Source organism: Pseudomonas sp. RT6P73 (genome assembly GCF_054897715.1).
Window position 1 is genome coordinate 1,744,807 of record NZ_JBUBUV010000002.1, and the last position, 16,160, is coordinate 1,760,966.

The following is a 16,160-nucleotide window of genomic DNA, read 5'->3' on the forward strand; positions in this document are numbered from 1 at the left end:
GAGTGGGCTTGATTTAGCCCGTCCCCTTTCCATTTGGTTCCGCCTCTCTAAAGCCCTAGTCCTTCTTGCACCACCGCCAGCAGGTTGTGCTCGGTCAACGCAACCGCATCCAGTTGCTGTCCGGCCTGCTCAATCGCCTGCAGCCACCAATGCGTTTCGCCATGCTCGTCCACCGTGCGTAGCAGCGCCAGTTCTTTGCCTTTCGAGTGAATCTCGACCCGCCCAGCGCCATCACCGGTGAAGCGCGCAACAGGGTCGAAGGTGATGCTGTGGTCATTGCCTTCGATCAGCAATTGGTCGATTGCGTAATCGAAAGTCGCACCCTCTGAATCGCACTCGAAGACATGCGTGGGATTACGCCGCAGGACCAGGCCCACCTCGGTCACTGGCAGCAGCCACGTCTCGATCTGCTCATACAACTCGTAGACTTGGCCGGGCCAGCTGTCGATCATCTGATCCGCGCTGGAAGGCCGGGTTTGTTTCAACTTCGCCGCGAGTTCGTCTGCCTTACTCATTTCGATTCCCTGTCGTGATGTAAGAGTAATCGTAGCTCCTTCAACGCCATCCAGGCTTTGCCCTGGGTCATGTCGGCCACACAAGCGTGACAAATCATTTCTACTCAGCACTCAATTACCCAAGACCGCCAACTCCGCCCGCAAAAACTCCACCAGATCCCGCTGCAACCCGGTCAACGCTCCCTCCCGGCTGATCAACGCCAACTCCGTCGGCGGCAACTCCGGCAGATCAGTGCACACGCTGTACTCGGGCAACACCGCCGACACTGGCAGTACGGAAACCCCCAACCCTGAAGCCACCGCCGCCTGAATCCCGGTCAAACTGTGGCTGCCAAACGCAACCCGCCAGGGTCGCTGCGCCACGTCCAGCAAGCGGATTGCCCGCTGCCGATAAATGCATCCCTGCGGAAACAACGCCAATGGCAACACGCCGTTGGCCGAGTCCACCCCCGCACCTTTGACCCACACCAGCACTTCCGGCCACGCCGCCCAGCACGGGCCGCTGTCCGGTTCGCGTTTGACCAGGGCGATGTCGATCTCACCTGATGCGAGTTTCTGCTTCAGATCAGTGCTCATACCGCTGACGGTTTCCAGCCTGGCTTCCGGGCGGGCGCGATTGAAGCCGGCAAGGATCAGGGCCATGCGCCGCGCATCGAAGTCTTCCGGCACGCCGATGCGCAGGATCTCCAGATCGAGGTCGCTGGCCAGCGCTTCAACCGCTTCAGAGGACAGGGCCAACAGGCGTCGGGCATAGTGAATCAGCAGTTCGCCATGCTCGGTGACGTTGATGTTCTGGCCAGTCCGGTCGCGCAGCAGCAGGGGATGACCGACCAACTCTTCCAGTTTGCGAACCTGCTGGCTCACGGTGGATTGGGTTCGATGCACGCGTTCGGCGGCGCGGGTGAAGCTACCTTCATCGACCACGCAGACGAAGGTCTTGAGCAGTTCAAGATCGAGCATGGCGGTCTCCTTGATATTTGATTTGCCACTGACGAGTCGATATTAATTTAATTTCACACTATCACCAAGGGCTCGTAATCTGAAGCTCACCCTTCAGAGGACATAAACATGACGCTCAAAAACACCTCGCGCCCCGAATGGCTGACCTTCGATTGCTACGGTACGTTGATCCAGTGGGATGAAGGCTTGAAAGCCGTGGTCGCCGAAATATTGAACGACAAGGGCGATCACACCGTTAAAGCCGATCGCCTGATCGAGGTCTACGACCGGCATGAACACCGGCTGGAGCAGATTCCGCCGCATCGCTCGTTTCGCCAACTGAGCACGCTCGGGTTGCAACTCGCGCTGGAGGAGTTGGGGTTGGCGAGCCTGCCCGAAGACAGTCAGCGGTTGGCCGGGGCGATTCCGCGGATGCCGCCGTTTCCGGAAGTGATCGAGACACTCGGAAAACTCAAGGCGATGGGCTTCAAGCTGTGCATCGTCTCCAACACCGACGACGACATCATCGCCGGCAACGTCGCGCAACTCGGCGGGCATATCGACCGGGTCATCACCGCGCAACAGGCGGGGGCTTACAAGCCGAATCCGCGGTTGTTTGACTACGCTCATGAACAGCTCGGTGTCAGCCGTGATCAAGTGGTCCACATCTGCGCCAGCCCGACGCTGGATCACACCGCCGCCCGGGACATGCACTTTCGCTGCGTGTGGATCGACCGCGGCACGGGTCGGCAATTGCTGCCGGACTATCAGCCCGATGCGATATTGAGCACGCTGGATCAGGTCGTGCCCTTGTTTACTTCTCTCGGCTGGTAAAAAACACGGAGACTTCGCCATGGCACACACCCTTGCAGGCAGTTCGCGTTCCGCGCGTTATGCCGACCTCAACCTGGATTCGCAAGCCTCCATCACTGCCCGCACAGAGTTGGCCGCGTGTTTTCAACTGGCCGCGCTGCAGGGTCTGGAGGAGGGCATCTGCAACCATTTTTCGGCGATGGTGCCGGGCCGGGATGATCTGTTTTTTGTGAATCCCTACGGGTACGCGTTCGCCGAGGTGACGGCGCAAAATCTGCTGGTGTGCGACTTCCATGGCAATGTCGTGGACGGTGACGGGCAGCCCGAGGCGACCGCGTTTTACATCCATGCCCGACTGCATAAACAGCTGCCGAGGGTGAAAGTGGCGTTCCACACCCACATGCCTCACGCCACGGCGTTGTGCTTGCTGCAGGGGCCGCCGCTGCTGTGGCTGGGTCAGACGGCGCTGAAGTTTTACGGCCGCACGGCGGTGGACGAGGACTACAACGGCCTGGCCCTCGATGAATCCGAAGGCGACCGGATTGCCAGCGTCATGGGTAACGCCGACATCCTGTTCCTCAAGAACCACGGCGTCATCGTCGCCGGGCCGACCATCGCCGAAGCCTGGGATGATTTGTATTACCTGGAACGTGCCGCGCAAGTGCAACTGATGGCAATGGCGACCCAGCGCGAACTCAAGCCGGTGCCCCATGAAATTGCCCAAAGGGCCTACGAGCAAATGCGCCTGGGCGATGCCGAAAGCGCGCGGGCGCATTTGCACAGTGCGATGCGGCGGCTATCCAAAGGACAATTGCCCCCCACCCCCGCGTAGACTAAGCTCACAAAATATAAGGGCTTTGGGCCTTTGCCCATGCCTTGCCCTTACAGGACGAGCTTTTGCCTATCCTCACTCAAGACCCGCACGAAACCCCTGGCGGCGCTTTAAAACGGTTATCTCTGCTCAAGGCAGCGGTGCTGTTTATCGCGACGGTGTGCCTCTGTCTCTGTGGTCTGCTTTACCTGCAGCTGGAGCAATCGCGCCGTCACGCGCTGGACGTGGCGCAAGTCTCGTCGTCGAACCTGACTCGCGCCATGGCGCAGCAGGCCGAAGACACCTTCATGAAAGCCGACCTTGTGTTGACCAGTCTGGTGGACTGGATTCAGGCCGATGGCTACGGCGCGGCACAAAAGCCTCGCTTGCAGAAAACCTTCGCCCGGCGGGTGCAGGCGCTGGATCAATTGCACGGAATATTTCTGTTCGACAAGCAAGGGCAGTGGATCGTGACCTCGTTCGAGGATTTGAACCGTGGTCCGGGTGTGTCGGATCGGGAGTACTTCAAGTTCCACCAGCAGAACGCGTCCACCCTCGCGCACATCGGGCCGGCGCTTCGCAGTCGGGAGAATGGCGAGTGGATCATTCCGGTATCCAAACGGGTGAACGACAAGAACGGCAACTTCCAGGGCGTGGTGTTGGCCGGAATCAAAATGGCCTACTTCGATCAGTTCTTCAAAAGCTTCAGCATTGATGACAACGGCTCGGTGTTTTTGGCGTTGACCGACGGAACGTTGCTGGCGCGACGGCCGTTTGTGGAATCGCAGATCGGCACGTCTCTGGCCAAGGGCGAAATCTTTCAGAAGTACTTGCCCGGCGCGCCCGCCGGCAACGCGATGATCAGCTCGGTGGTCGATGGGGTTGTGCGTTTGTATGGCTACCGTCAGCTCGACGCCTATCCGCTGGTGGTGTCGGCGGCATCGTCCAGGGATTCGATTCTCAAGGAATGGAACGAGACGGCGTTTCAATCCAGCTTCATCGTTGCGTTGGTGGTGTTGGGTGTGGGCCTGTTCGGTTGGGTGTTCGTTCGCCAAGTGCGCGTCGGCGTGCAGGTCGAGGCCGATTTGCGCAAGGCGAAAGAAGCACTGAGGCTGATCGCGACTCACGACAGCCTGACAGGCCTGGCCAATCGCCGGCTGTTCGAGCAGGCGCTGGACATCGAGTTTGGCCGAGGCGCCCGGCAGTCGAGTTCGCTGAGCCTGATCATGCTCGATATCGATTACTTCAAACGCTATAACGATGCTTACGGTCACGTGGCGGGGGACCATTGCCTGGCTGAAGTGGCGCGTGCGGTCAAGGGTTGCTGCCATCGCAAAGCCGATCTGGCGGTGCGTTATGGCGGTGAGGAATTTGCGGTGTTGCTGCCCGACACCGACCTTCACGGTGCAATGGTGATTGCCGAACAGATTCGCCGCAGCGTCATGGACAAGAACATCACCCACAGCGGTTCCCCCACAGGTTATGTGACGGTCAGTCTTGGCTGTTACGCGTTTGTGCCGACCGGGCGTGACAGCATCGAAGTGTTCATCGAACGAGCGGATGCGGCGTTGTATCAGGCCAAGCATTCGGGTCGTAACCGTGCGGCTGTGTTGTCGATGGAGGGCGGCGTGGAGGCGCTGATGCGCTCCGATCGTTGAGTTATTTCGTGTAGTTGTTTCAGGCCTGCAACAGTCGAACGTCCGTCTGTCTCCCTGACAGTTCCGTCTGTTTTGATCGTCTAGAGTTCCGGTAGCTCTGTCGAACCCGGCAGATCTCCCCACAGCACGGACGATCGCCAAAATGTTGATACCTCAAGCATTGACAGCCGTTGCTCTATCCCTTGCAGTTTCCGTTGTTTTGCCGCTGGCTAGCCAGGCTCAATCGAAAGTCACGCCGCAAGACGCCAACGCCTTTGTGACTGTGCCGCAGTACCCGTCCGAAGATTTCAAAGCCGTGTTGCAGTCGAATGTCGACACGCTGTATTCCATCGCCTGGCTCGATTTGACAAAGGAGCCGCTGGTGATTACCGCGCCGGAAACCGCCGGGCATTTATACGTGTTGCCAATGCTCGACATGTGGAGCGATGTGTTCGTGTTGCCGGGTGGATATGCGACGGGCACACAGGCCAGTGAGTTTCTGGTGACGCCACCGGGATGGACCGGAGCGGTACCGGCAGGGCTGAATCATTTGCCGGCGCCCACGCCCTTCGTCTGGGTCATCGGTCGTACCGACGTCAGCGGGGCGGAGGGTTATGCGACGGTGAACAGGATTCAGGCGGGCTACACCGTGACGCCGCTATCGCAAATCGGCAAAAGAACCGAGCCGGTCGACCCGGAGATTGCAATCCGTGTGGTCACGGCGGGTCGATGAGCGCCGACACTATGACGGTCCGAGGCAACTACGTTAAGGACACTGAATAGAAAGCAGCCGAAGATTTTCCGTCATTGGTTGCTTCTACGCGTCCAGCTGCCCGTCCCGCCTCCTGCACCGCCGGTCCCACCGCCGGCAGCGCCCGTGCCGCCGCCCGCACCAGAACCGCTGGCACCGGCATTTCCACCATTGCCCTCTCTCGATGAGCCATATCCGCCTTTGCCCCGGTCGGGGGTATATCGGTGCGAGGGTTGGTCGGGATAGTTACTGGGCGCCATGTTTGAGCCTCCGCCATACCAGGACCTGGTCTCGGTCGCGTCAGCGTTATCGCCGGAGGCCGCGAAAGTGGTGCCTATTGCTGCGGCCAGCAAGCCTGGCAACAACAGCGTGGTGATTTTGATGTTCATCAGCGCACGTCTCCTAAGATGAGTCGTTACCTGCTGATGGTGTGACGGGGAGGGCGGTGGGTGTTGGCGGGATGACGAATGGTCGATGGCGCGCTGGTCTCGAGGTCTCGAGGTCGCTAGGCCGGTCACAGAAAGTGTGTGCAATTCCATCACTGTGGGAGCGAGCCTGCTCGCGATGGCGGCGGATCGGTCAACATTGATGTCGCCTGACACACCGCCATCGCGAGCAAGCTCGCTCCCACAGTGGTATGTGGTGTTAACGAGTGCTGTATTCAGTCAGTTTTTTCTCAAGATTCTCCCGCACCAGCGGCCACTCCTCATCAATGATGCTGAACCGCACCGAGTTGCGCTTGCGTCCGTCCGGCATGATCCGTTCGTGGCGCACGATGCCTTCCTGTTGCGCGCCGAGCCGCAGGATCGCATCGCGTGACTTCTGGTTGTTTTCATCGGTGGTGAATTGCACCCGAACGCAGTCCAGCACGTCGAAGGCGTAACGCAACATCAGGTATTTGGCCTCGGTGTTGACGAACGTTTTCTGCCAGCGCGCAGAGATCCAGCTGCTGCCGATTTCAAGCTTGCGATTGAGGCGGTCGATTTTCCAGAAGCGTGTCGAACCAATGACCTCGCCGGTGTCCTTGAGCACGATCACGAAGGGCATGACCGTTCCTGCATCGCGGCCGTCGAGGGCTTTCTTCAAGTAGCCATCGACCGTCGTCGGGGAGGGCACGACGGTGACCGTCAGGTTCCACAATTCGCCATCCCGCGCGGCGTTGACCAGCGCATCGGCATCGCCGGTTTGCAGGGCGCGCAGGGTGATTCGTTGACCTTCCAGGGTGTCCATGAGCGAGGCGTTCTCGGCGTAAAAAGGTTCGCGGGCAATGCGCGCCATTACAGGGTAGCGGCCGTCGATTGGCAATAGTCGTGGCGCGATGACGGACCATGGCTGCTATGGTCAATGGACGCTTGCCTGTCATGCCCCCCCGATCAGGCAATCGATTACAGGATCCCATGCATGGAATTGACCGCCACGACCACCGCTGCCCCCGGGCGCCATACGCCGATTACACGGAGCCTGGTCTGGTCCGTCGGGCTGGTATTTGTACTGGGGGTAGTGATCGCCCTGGTTGCCTTGTTCAATATTGCTGGCCGGCTCGACGCCCAGGATCTGGCCAAGACCACGTTCTACACCCAGCGCGCGCTGGAAAACCGCATTACAGCCTCGAAAAATTACGTCGCCAGTTATGCCACCTGGACCACCGCCTACGACCGTCTCAACGGTGAAGTCGATGTGCAGTGGGCTTACGTCGAGCAGAACATGGGTAAAACCTTGTACACCATGGACCACTACGACAGTGTCTTTGTGGTCGATCACCTGCGAACCAAATACGCCACGGTGCGTGGCCTGCAGGTGCAGGATGATGCGGCGGCCCGTCTTACGATATCGATGACGGAATTGATCAAGGAGGTTCAGGGTCAGGAAAGCCTGCTCGTCCCCGTCAGCCGCTTCACGCTGTTCGAGGGCCAGCCCGCGCTGTTGACGGCTGCCGCGATCGTGCCCAATGACGAAAGGCCTGCGGTCGATCCCCTAAGCACCTCGGTGCTGGTGTTCATCGATCAATTGAGCCCGGAAAAGCTCAGCGCCTTGAGTGCCGATTATGGTTTGCATGACTTGAGCCTCGCGCCTGACAACACCCTCGCGCCAGGTCAGCCCGCGGTGGCCCTCACGGGCACCGGTTATAGCCTGGTCTCGCGGCTCCAACAGCCAGGCCATCAGCTTCTCTGGTCACTGCTGCCGCCACTGGGTGGCGCGCTGTTGATTCTGGCGTTGTTGACGGCTTGGTTCTTTCGTTATGTGTTGCGCACGTCGGGGCATGTGGATGCCAGTTACATCAACCTGGATTTATCGAATCAGGCGCTGGAGGCCAGTGAAGAGCGTTTTCGTGCGGTGGCCGAGGCCGCTTCCGACTGGATCTGGGAAATCGATGACAAGCATCGCATTACGTACCTGTCAGGGCGCTTCGGTGCAGTGACCGGTTTTTCCGATCAGCAATGGCTGGGGCAGGACATCGAGCAGTTGTTGTATTGCGACACCACGCCGTTGTCACTGTGGCTGAACAAGCTCGACGAAGAACACAGCGTCAGTCATCTGCGTTGTTCCTATCGCGACCAGTCGGGGCAGCAACGTGTCTGCCGGGTGTCGGCCCGACCGATCCACAGCAAAGGCGCGGTGCTGGGTTACCGTGGAACGGCCAGTGACATCACCGACGAAGTCGCCGCACATGCCCAGATCCAGCATCTGTCGTTGCACGACGCGCTGACCGGCCTGCCCAATCGCAACAAACTGGCGCGTTACCTCGAAGACGCTTTGGTGCTGAAGGAACATTCGGCGCCGCTGACGTTATTGATGATCGATCTGGACAACTTCAAGCCGATCAATGATTCCCTCGGCCACCCGGCCGGCGATGCGGTACTGCTGGAGGTGGCCACCCGTTTGCGTGAGTGCACGCGGGACATCGATCTGGTCGCACGACTGGGCGGCGACGAGTTTGTGCTGGTGCTCAATGGCATGGACATCCACACGGAAATCGACCGGATTTGCGAACGTATCCTCGAAAGCCTGCACCAGCCGATCCACTATGACCATCACACCCTGCACATCGGCGCGAGCATCGGTATCGCCTTGAGCCGGCGTCAGGGGCACATGCCGGAGGAGCTGATTCGGTGTGCCGACATCGCGCTGTATCAGGCCAAATCCGATGGCAAGAAGACCTGGTGCTATTTTGCGCCGCACATGAACGATCAGATCCAGCATCGCCGCAAACTCGAAAACGACCTGCGCCAGGCGATCAAGAACAACGAGTTCGTGATGCACTATCAGCCCCGTTATCACGTCGATGGCAAGCAGATCGTCTCGGTCGAAGCGTTGCTGCGCTGGCAGCATCCAGTGCAGGGACTGCTGAGCCCCGATGCGTTTATTCCGTTGGCCGAGCAGACCGACCTGATCGTGCCCTTGGGGCGCTGGGTTTTACGTGAAGCTTGCGAGACGGCGCTGACCTGGCCGGGTGAGCTGATGGTGTCGGTCAACCTGTCTCCCGTGCAGTTCGTGCGCAGTGACGTGGTCGAAGATGTCAGGGAAGCTTTGATCCTGAGCCGTTTGCCGGCCAGTCGTCTGGAACTGGAGATCACCGAGAACGTGATGCTCAACGACGTCGACGGCGCTCTCGCGACCATGAACGCACTGAAGGAGCTGGGTGTGCGGCTGAACATGGACGACTTCGGCACCGGTTATTCATCGCTGGGTTACCTGCGCACGTATCCGTTCGACGGGATCAAGATCGACAAGCGTTTCATCTCGTCCATGAGCGGCGCCGGTAACGATCGCGCGGTGGTGCAGGCGATCATCAATCTGGGCAAGGCCATGGGCCTGACCGTGACCGCAGAAGGCGTCGAGACGCTGGAGCAACTGGATTTCCTGATCTCTGACGAGTGTCATGAGGTGCAGGGTTTCTACCTCAGCCGGCCCATGGAAAATCAGGCGCTGTTGCCATTGCTCAAGGCATCGCATGACGAGCATCCGGTGTAAGGAGTGGACCTTTAGTCGCCTGTTTCGTCTGTCGTGGCAACTGCAATGACGTCCCTCCGGTCACAACTGGATAACGTCCATCCGTTGCGAGCCTCGGCCTATGAAAAATCTGAAAATCGCCACCTTCAACGTCAACGGCATGCGTGCCCGACTGCCTAATTTGCTGGCGTGGCTTGAGCGAGAAAAACCGGACATTGCCTGTTTGCAGGAGCTCAAGTCGGTCGACAGCGCATTCCCCGCCGCCGAGCTTGAGGCCGTTGGCTACGGCGCAATCTGGCAAGGTCAGTCGTCGTGGAACGGGGTGGCGATTCTGGCGCGTGATGCGCAACCGTTGGAGAGCCGGCGCGGTTTGCCGGGTGACGACGCCGACACGCATAGCCGCTATTTGGAGGCCGCGGTACACGGGGTTCTGGTGGGCTGCCTGTATTTGCCCAACGGCAATCCGCAGCCCGGGCCGAAGTTCGACTACAAACTGGCGTGGTTCGAGCGGCTGATTGCTTATGCCAAGGACCTCCAAGGCAGCGAACACCCGGTGGTGCTGGCCGGCGACTACAACGTCGTGCCCACCGACCTGGACATCTACAACCCGCGCTCGTGGCTCAAGGATGCCTTGCTGCAACCGGAAAGTCGCGAGTGTTACCAACGCTTGCTGGATCAGGGCTGGACCGATTCCCTGCGTCATCTGTACCCGGAGGATCGGCTCTACACCTTCTGGGACTATTTCCGGCAGCACTGGCAGAAAAACTCGGGGTTACGCATCGATCATCTGTTGCTCAACCCGGCGTTGAGTCCATATCTGCATGAGGCCGGGGTCGATGCTTGGGTTCGCAATGAACCGCATGCCAGCGATCACGCGCCGACGTGGATTCGCCTGAGTTCGCGCAAACGGCGTTGATGTTCAGAGGGTGGGCGATTGGCTAAATCAATTGTCAGTCGGACCGCTTTATCCCTTATACATGGCGCCCATCGGCGGAGAGATCCGCGGCCCCATGCATAAGGACCGAGCAATGAGCGAGCCACGCCTGACAAACCGTGCGTTATACCTGCAACGCCTGGGTTTCGACGCGCCCCCGGCGCCGACCCTGGACACCCTGCGCCAACTTCAGCTACGCCACACCGGGGCCTTCCCGTTCGAAAACCTCACCACGCTGTCCGGCGAACCGGTACTCATCGACCTGCCCTCCATCGAACAGAAAATTCTGCACGAGGGGCGCGGCGGTTACTGCTACGAACTCAACTGCGCGTTTCTGGCGTTGCTCCAGGAGTTGGGCTTCGACGCACGGGGCATCACCGGCCGAGTGGTCATGGGCCATCCCGAAGGCGCATGGACCGCCCGCACGCACCGCTTGAGCCTGGTCACTCTGGACGGCGTGCGCTACATCACCGACGTCGGCTTCGGCGGCATGGTGCCCACCGCACCGCTCATGCTCGACACCGATACCGCACAGCTCACGCCCCACGAACCGTATCGGATTGAGCAGCATGGAGACGGCTACACGCTGCGCGCCAACGTAAGCGGCGAGTGGCGGCCGATGTACATCTTCGACCTGCAACGCCAGGAAGACATCGATTACGCCGTCGGCAACTGGTACGTCTCGACCTATCCCGAATCGTCGTTTGCCAAGCAACTGATGGTCGCGCGCACCGGGGATGGCTGGAGGCGCACGTTGAACAACGGCAGTTTTGCGATTCATCGGGTGGGTGCCGAGAGCGAACGGCGGCAAGTGACCGATGTGGAGGAATTGATTGGATTGCTGGAGGGTGAGTTCGGGATTCGGGTGCCGGAGCATGCGGGGTTGAGGCGAGTGCTTGGGCGGTTGATCGAGTCGACGTAGGCGTCTTGTCGCACACAAAGAGAAAAGGGGCAGGCTTGATAGCTTTGCCTTTTTTCTCTGGGGCGAAACTCAAGGCTTCATCACGCGATGGATTTCGCTGAGCACCTCTGACAGTTTTTTCTCCAGACTTTTAAGCTCGGAAGCCGTTATCCCGTCTTTGAAATGTCCTGCATTAGCAACTGCGGTGTACTGATCGGCTGTTGCGGTTTTGTCTCTCTCTCTGAGTAACGCCTGGCGCAGAGTGTTGTTGATCACCGTTTGATAGCCATACCCCTCGCTCTCAGCCACGGCGCGTGCCGCTTCGATGACGACATCATCGAGCATGATGGTAATTCGGGTTTTACCCTTGCTGGAGGCAACCGCTCCACGCTTGGCATTGCTGAAGTCGTATTCGTCTTTCATCGGTCAATCCTCCATATAGCGGCGACGCTCGTTTTTGTTAGCGATACGCGCGGAAATGATTCGAACGAAATTCGGATCGCGATAGGTGTACACAACGACCAGCAAACGAGCCTTGGCATCCATCCCCATGATGATCCACCGCTGCTCATCATGATGGTCGTCCTGAATCGTCAGTGCTCGTTCGTCATAAAACACAGCTTCTGTTTCGGCGAGGCTGATGCCTTGGTGCTTTAATTTGTTGGCCGCGTTTTTTGCCTTGTGATACTGAATTTCGAATGACTTCATTATGCATACTTTATATGTATAAGCGAGAGGCGTCCGTGCCGGCGGTCGCTTGGAATGGAAAAGACTAGCGGGCAGGGGAGAAGGCGAAGGTCGGTTGTATTTCAAGATTTTTTTGAGGGGGAAACCGCGCGGGTAAAGGGCAGCATGGACATATGTCCATAATCTGACTGACTGGTTGTATACAACTCTATAGACATTTGTCCTGAGTCTTGCATACAGTGTGCGCATAACAAAAAACCAGGGAACCCCCCAACCATGAAAACGCCCCATGTTTCACACCAACGGCCTGAGGACGAAAGCCTCGGGGTCGGCGCGAATATGGCTTACGGCCTGCAACATGTTCTGACCATGTACGGCGGCATCGTCGCGGTGCCTTTGATCATCGGCCAGGCGGCCGGGCTCTCGCCGGCGGACATCGGTTTGTTGATTGCTGCTTCATTGTTTGCGGGGGGCTTGGCGACATTACTGCAAACCCTCGGTTTACCGTTTTTCGGGTGTCAGTTGCCGCTGGTACAGGGCGTGTCGTTCTCGGGCGTTGCGACGATGGTGGCGATTGTCAGCAGCGGCGGGGAGGGCGGCTTTCAGTCGATTCTCGGGGCGGTGATCGCCGCATCGTTGATCGGTTTGCTGATCACGCCGGTGTTCTCGCGAATTACCAAGTTCTTCCCGCCGCTGGTGACGGGTATCGTGATCACCACCATCGGCCTGACGCTGATGCCAGTGGCCGCACGCTGGGCCATGGGCGGCAACAGTCATGCCCCGGACTTCGGCAGCATGGCAAACATCGGCCTGGCGGCGGTGACTCTGGTGCTGGTCCTGCTGCTGAGCAAAATCGGCAGCGCGACCATCTCCCGATTGTCGATCCTGCTGGCGATGGTCATCGGCACGATCATCGCGGTGTTCCTCGGCATGGCGGACTTCTCGTCGGTCACGCAAGGCCCGATGTTCGGCTTCCCGACGCCGTTCCACTTCGGCATGCCGACGTTCCACTTTGCCGCGATCCTGTCGATGTGCATCGTGGTCATGGTGACCCTGGTGGAAACCTCGGCGGACATCCTCGCCGTCGGTGAAATCATCGACACCAAGGTTGACTCGAAACGTTTGGGCAACGGCCTGCGCGCCGACATGCTGTCGAGCATGATCGCGCCGATCTTCGGCTCCTTCACCCAAAGCGCCTTCGCCCAGAACGTCGGGCTGGTGGCCGTGACCGGCATCAAGAGTCGTTTCGTGGTTGCCACCGGCGGTTTGTTCCTGGTGATACTCGGTTTGCTGCCGTTCATGGGCCGGGTCATCGCCGCGGTACCGACTTCGGTACTGGGTGGTGCTGGCATCGTGCTGTTCGGCACCGTGGCGGCCAGTGGCATTCGCACGTTGTCCAAGGTTGATTACCGCAACAACGTCAACCTGATCATCGTCGCCACCTCCATCGGGTTCGGCATGATCCCGATCGCCGCACCGAACTTCTACGACCACTTCCCCAGCTGGTTCGCGACCATCTTCCACTCGGGCATCAGCTCCTCGGCGATCATGGCCATCGTGCTCAACCTGACCTTCAACCACCTCACCGCCGGTAACTCGGATCAGCAATCGGTGTTTGCGGCCGGTACTGAGCGGGTTCTGCGTTACCAGGACCTGGCAGCGTTGCGTGAAGGGGATTACTTCAGCGAAGGCAAACTGCGTGACTGCGACGGGAATGAGATCCCGGTGGAGGAAGCGGCTCATGATTCGAGCGAGCATCGAGCGGCTCATGCTAAAAGCAGTGAGCATGTCTGATAGGTAAATGGGTTAAAAAAGGCCGATCTGTAGATTAGACAGATCGGCCTTTTGATTTTCTGACAGTGTCTAGTCCTGAAATAGGTTTACACCTGTTTCACCCCAACGCCCGATGCACCGCATCGGGCGTTTTGTATTTCAAGGACAGGGTGAAGCCCGTTAAGAGGGATGACACAGGTCACAGCTCTACCGTGTCTTTGAGGCAACGCGAGCATCTGAGTCGTCTCGCTGCCAACCGCCGCCCAATGCTTTGAACGTGGCCACCGCAGCGCGAGCCGATTCAGTTTGTGCCTGAGCTCTGCCATCAGATGCCGCTAAAAGGTGTTCATCGGCATCCAGTACTTCGATCAGGCTGACCACGCCTTTTTCATAGGCGACAAACGACGTCGCTCGGGCTTTCGCATACGCCGACTCCCCTTGGGCGAGTTGTGTCGACTGTTGCTCGCGGTTGATTAGCGCCGAAAAAGCGCTTTCGACATCTTCGCAGGCCCGCAGAACGGACTGGCGGTAAGCGGCTAAGGCTTCGGCTTCTTGACCTTTCGCCACATCAATTTGAGCGTTGATGCGGCCAAAATCGAACAGCCTCCAGCGTAATCCCAGTGCCGCCGAAGCCTGACTGGCGCCGTTGCTGAACAGGTTTGCGCTGGATACCGAGGTAGCACTGCCGAGCAGCGCCCCCACAGACAGTTTGGGGTAGTACTCGGACATGGCTTCGCCGATGCGTGCGTTGGATGCCGCAAGCCGGCGCTCAGCGACGATCAAGTCTGGACGCCGCCGCAGCAGGTCGGCCGGAGCGCCCATGTCCGAGAGGCCTGGCACATCAGGGATGGGCGCCGGCTTAGTCAACTGCGCGCTATAAGTGCCGGGCGCCTTGCCCAACATGACATCCAGCGCATTCATAGCCGCGTCAATGCCTGCTTGCAGTACTGGAACGGTGGCCTGCGCTTGATTCAGCGCGCCTTGGGTCTGATTCAACTGCAGTTCAGCCGCCAGGCCTCTTGCGTAGAGATGTTCGATGGTGGTGAGCAGTTGTTGTCGTGTGTCTACTTGCTGCCGGGCAATTTCCAGGCGTGCTTGCAGGCCACGGATGCTGATGTAAAGGTCGGCTGTTTGCGCGACCACCGCCAGGCGTGTGGCAATCGCCCCGGCTTGTGAGGCCTGATAATCGGCGAAGGCCGCCTCTTGGCTGCGGCGCAGCCCGCCAAACACATCCAACTCCCAGCCGGCATTCAAATTCGCCTCATAGGCACTGCCGTAGCGATTGTAGGAAGGGTCTGAATTCAGCACTTGGCCCAACGGAGTCTCCAATGACTGACGGGCTCGGGCCGCTTGACCATTGACGGTAGCCGACGGCAGGAGGGCTGCGTTAGCTGCGCCCAAACCGGCGCGAGCCTGCTCAATCCTTGCGCCTGCCTGGGCTAAATCGAGGTTCTGTTCAAGTGCTCGATTTATCAGCTGATTGAGTATCGGGTCATTAAATGCGTTCCACCAAGCGGCGAGATCGGCATTTGCGGCGCCAACTTGTCGTGCCTTGGACGTTTGCGCCGAGAAATGCTCGGGCAATTCCACACTGGGTTCTGAGTAGTCGGGGCCCACTGCGCAACCTGCAACCATACCCAAATACAGTAAGACGGCGAAACGAGGAGGAGGGTGCATGTGATACCTGCGAAAGGGTCGTTTTGTGACGATATTACGATTTGGTCACGAGTTGTCAACCACCTTTGGGATGAGTAAGCTGCTCGCATGAATCAGCCATCAGTTTCTTCGCCCAGCGCCCGAGGCCCAGTCGATCACGACATTCGAGACCAGATTGTCGCGGCGGCCAACGAGCATTTCAGTCAGTATGGTTATGGCAAAACAACGGTTTCTGACCTAGCCAAGGCCATTGGTTTTTCCAAGGCTTACATCTACAAGTTCTTTGAATCCAAGCAGGCGATTGGTAACGCAATTTGTACAAATTGCCTGACTGAAATCGTTGCGGCAGTGGAGCAGGCCATCAATGTAGACGGCATCTCGCCGACTGAACGTTTTCGGCGCCTGGTCAAAACCTTGATCGCTACAGGTGTGAGCCTGTTCTTTAACGACCGTAAACTCTATGACATCGCAGCGTTCTCCGCGTCGGAGCGCTGGCCCAGCTCGCAAGTCTATGACGCTCAGATCAAGAACTTCGTGTTGCAAATCGTGCGTGAGGGGCGAGAGCTTGGTGAATTTGAACGCAAGACACCGCTGGATGAGACGGTGGAGTCGATTCATCTCGCTCTGCGGCCCTTCATCAATCCTCTGCTATTGCAGTACAACCTCGATTTCGTTGAAGAAGCCCCTTCTCTCATCTCCAATCTTGTTCTGCGCAGCCTGATGCCTTAAACCTCTGCTGACGGATGCGCTGCGCATCCGTATCAGCGTGTGCGCCTGAAAAACTAGATAACA

At 58.8% G+C, this 16,160-nt stretch carries 15 protein-coding genes; 9 read left to right on the forward strand and 6 right to left on the reverse strand.

The genetic code is table 11. From position 1 onward, the window contains the following. Nucleotides 1–47: 47 nt before the first annotated feature. Nucleotides 48–515 (reverse strand): hypothetical protein, encoded by a 468-nt coding sequence (locus ACYZT6_RS08555; RefSeq protein ID WP_462026501.1) that lies wholly within the window; start codon nt 513–515, stop codon nt 48–50. A gap of 111 nt (nt 516–626) precedes the next feature. Further along, a complete protein-coding gene (locus ACYZT6_RS08560; protein ID WP_462026502.1) occupies nt 627–1,475 on the reverse strand; it encodes a LysR substrate-binding domain-containing protein in 849 nt (282 codons plus the stop codon). A gap of 108 nt (nt 1,476–1,583) precedes the next feature. Here ACYZT6_RS08560 and ACYZT6_RS08565 point away from each other — a divergent pair, with 108 nt between their 5' ends. The 4 genes from ACYZT6_RS08565 (at nt 1,584) to ACYZT6_RS08580 (ending at nt 5,448) form a co-directional block, all read left to right on the forward strand. Beyond that, nucleotides 1,584–2,288, forward strand: a complete 705-nt coding sequence (locus ACYZT6_RS08565) for a haloacid dehalogenase type II (RefSeq protein ID WP_462026503.1) — start codon at nt 1,584–1,586, stop codon at nt 2,286–2,288. A gap of 19 nt (nt 2,289–2,307) precedes the next feature. Beyond that, the gene (locus ACYZT6_RS08570) at nt 2,308–3,099 is read left to right on the forward strand and encodes an aldolase (protein WP_462026504.1); all 792 of its coding nucleotides are present in this window, start codon (nt 2,308–2,310) and stop codon (nt 3,097–3,099) included. 65 nt (nt 3,100–3,164) lie between these two features. Then, nucleotides 3,165–4,736, forward strand: a complete 1,572-nt coding sequence (locus tag ACYZT6_RS08575; RefSeq protein ID WP_462026505.1) for a sensor domain-containing diguanylate cyclase — start codon at nt 3,165–3,167, stop codon at nt 4,734–4,736. A 142-nt stretch (nt 4,737–4,878) separates the two neighbouring features. After that, nucleotides 4,879–5,448 (forward strand): DUF1254 domain-containing protein, encoded by a 570-nt coding sequence (locus ACYZT6_RS08580; protein ID WP_462026506.1) that lies wholly within the window; start codon nt 4,879–4,881, stop codon nt 5,446–5,448. 663 nt (nt 5,449–6,111) lie between these two features. Here ACYZT6_RS08580 and ACYZT6_RS08585 read toward each other — a convergent pair. Further along, the gene (locus tag ACYZT6_RS08585; protein WP_462029919.1) at nt 6,112–6,696 is read right to left on the reverse strand and encodes a GNAT family N-acetyltransferase; all 585 of its coding nucleotides are present in this window, start codon (nt 6,694–6,696) and stop codon (nt 6,112–6,114) included. 171 nt (nt 6,697–6,867) lie between these two features. Here ACYZT6_RS08585 and ACYZT6_RS08590 point away from each other — a divergent pair, with 171 nt between their 5' ends. From ACYZT6_RS08590 to ACYZT6_RS08600, 3 genes are all read left to right on the forward strand, one after another. Then, nucleotides 6,868–9,438 (forward strand): bifunctional diguanylate cyclase/phosphodiesterase, encoded by a 2,571-nt coding sequence (locus ACYZT6_RS08590; RefSeq protein WP_462026507.1) that lies wholly within the window; start codon nt 6,868–6,870, stop codon nt 9,436–9,438. A gap of 100 nt (nt 9,439–9,538) precedes the next feature. After that, on the forward strand, nt 9,539–10,333 hold the full coding sequence (locus ACYZT6_RS08595; RefSeq protein ID WP_462026508.1) for an exodeoxyribonuclease III: 795 nt from the start codon (nt 9,539–9,541) through the stop codon (nt 10,331–10,333). A gap of 112 nt (nt 10,334–10,445) precedes the next feature. Then, a complete protein-coding gene (locus ACYZT6_RS08600; protein WP_462026509.1) occupies nt 10,446–11,273 on the forward strand; it encodes an arylamine N-acetyltransferase family protein in 828 nt (275 codons plus the stop codon). A gap of 69 nt (nt 11,274–11,342) precedes the next feature. Here ACYZT6_RS08600 and ACYZT6_RS08605 read toward each other — a convergent pair whose 3' ends face one another. Both ACYZT6_RS08605 and ACYZT6_RS08610 read right to left on the reverse strand, forming a co-directional pair. Then, on the reverse strand, nt 11,343–11,675 hold the full coding sequence (locus tag ACYZT6_RS08605) for a BrnA antitoxin family protein (protein ID WP_462026510.1): 333 nt from the start codon (nt 11,673–11,675) through the stop codon (nt 11,343–11,345). A gap of 3 nt (nt 11,676–11,678) precedes the next feature. Beyond that, entirely contained in the window at nt 11,679–11,960 is a 282-nt protein-coding gene (locus ACYZT6_RS08610) for a BrnT family toxin (RefSeq protein ID WP_462026511.1), read from the reverse strand. Between the two features lie 255 nt (nt 11,961–12,215). On the opposite strand from ACYZT6_RS08610, the gene ACYZT6_RS08615 reads away from it, so the two are divergent. Next, on the forward strand, nt 12,216–13,733 hold the full coding sequence (locus tag ACYZT6_RS08615) for a nucleobase:cation symporter-2 family protein (RefSeq protein ID WP_462026512.1): 1,518 nt from the start codon (nt 12,216–12,218) through the stop codon (nt 13,731–13,733). A 186-nt stretch (nt 13,734–13,919) separates the two neighbouring features. Here the strand turns inward: ACYZT6_RS08615 and ACYZT6_RS08620 are convergent, their stop codons facing one another. Further along, nucleotides 13,920–15,389 (reverse strand): efflux transporter outer membrane subunit, encoded by a 1,470-nt coding sequence (locus tag ACYZT6_RS08620; protein ID WP_462026513.1) that lies wholly within the window; start codon nt 15,387–15,389, stop codon nt 13,920–13,922. Nucleotides 15,390–15,476: 87 nt separating this feature from the next. Between ACYZT6_RS08620 and ACYZT6_RS08625 the strand changes: the two genes are divergently transcribed. After that, nucleotides 15,477–16,097: a TetR/AcrR family transcriptional regulator gene (locus ACYZT6_RS08625; RefSeq protein ID WP_462026514.1), complete on the forward strand. Its 621-nt coding sequence runs from the start codon at nt 15,477–15,479 to the stop codon at nt 16,095–16,097. The last annotated feature ends 63 nt before the right edge of the window (nt 16,098–16,160 follow it).

Coding starts and splice junctions, on each gene's coding strand:
- ACYZT6_RS08555 (WP_462026501.1), bottom strand. CDS start 515: ATGAGTAAGGCAGACGAACTCGCGGCGAAGTTGAAACAAACCCGGCCT.
- ACYZT6_RS08560 (WP_462026502.1), bottom strand. CDS start 1,475: ATGCTCGATCTTGAACTGCTCAAGACCTTCGTCTGCGTGGTCGATGAA.
- ACYZT6_RS08565 (WP_462026503.1), top strand. CDS start 1,584: ATGACGCTCAAAAACACCTCGCGCCCCGAATGGCTGACCTTCGATTGC.
- ACYZT6_RS08570 (WP_462026504.1), top strand. CDS start 2,308: ATGGCACACACCCTTGCAGGCAGTTCGCGTTCCGCGCGTTATGCCGAC.
- ACYZT6_RS08580 (WP_462026506.1), top strand. CDS start 4,879: ATGTTGATACCTCAAGCATTGACAGCCGTTGCTCTATCCCTTGCAGTT.
- ACYZT6_RS08585 (WP_462029919.1), bottom strand. CDS start 6,696: ATGGACACCCTGGAAGGTCAACGAATCACCCTGCGCGCCCTGCAAACC.
- ACYZT6_RS08590 (WP_462026507.1), top strand. CDS start 6,868: ATGGAATTGACCGCCACGACCACCGCTGCCCCCGGGCGCCATACGCCG.
- ACYZT6_RS08595 (WP_462026508.1), top strand. CDS start 9,539: ATGAAAAATCTGAAAATCGCCACCTTCAACGTCAACGGCATGCGTGCC.
- ACYZT6_RS08600 (WP_462026509.1), top strand. CDS start 10,446: ATGAGCGAGCCACGCCTGACAAACCGTGCGTTATACCTGCAACGCCTG.
- ACYZT6_RS08605 (WP_462026510.1), bottom strand. CDS start 11,675: ATGAAAGACGAATACGACTTCAGCAATGCCAAGCGTGGAGCGGTTGCC.
- ACYZT6_RS08610 (WP_462026511.1), bottom strand. CDS start 11,960: ATGAAGTCATTCGAAATTCAGTATCACAAGGCAAAAAACGCGGCCAAC.
- ACYZT6_RS08615 (WP_462026512.1), top strand. CDS start 12,216: ATGAAAACGCCCCATGTTTCACACCAACGGCCTGAGGACGAAAGCCTC.
- ACYZT6_RS08620 (WP_462026513.1), bottom strand. CDS start 15,389: ATGCACCCTCCTCCTCGTTTCGCCGTCTTACTGTATTTGGGTATGGTT.
- ACYZT6_RS08625 (WP_462026514.1), top strand. CDS start 15,477: ATGAATCAGCCATCAGTTTCTTCGCCCAGCGCCCGAGGCCCAGTCGAT.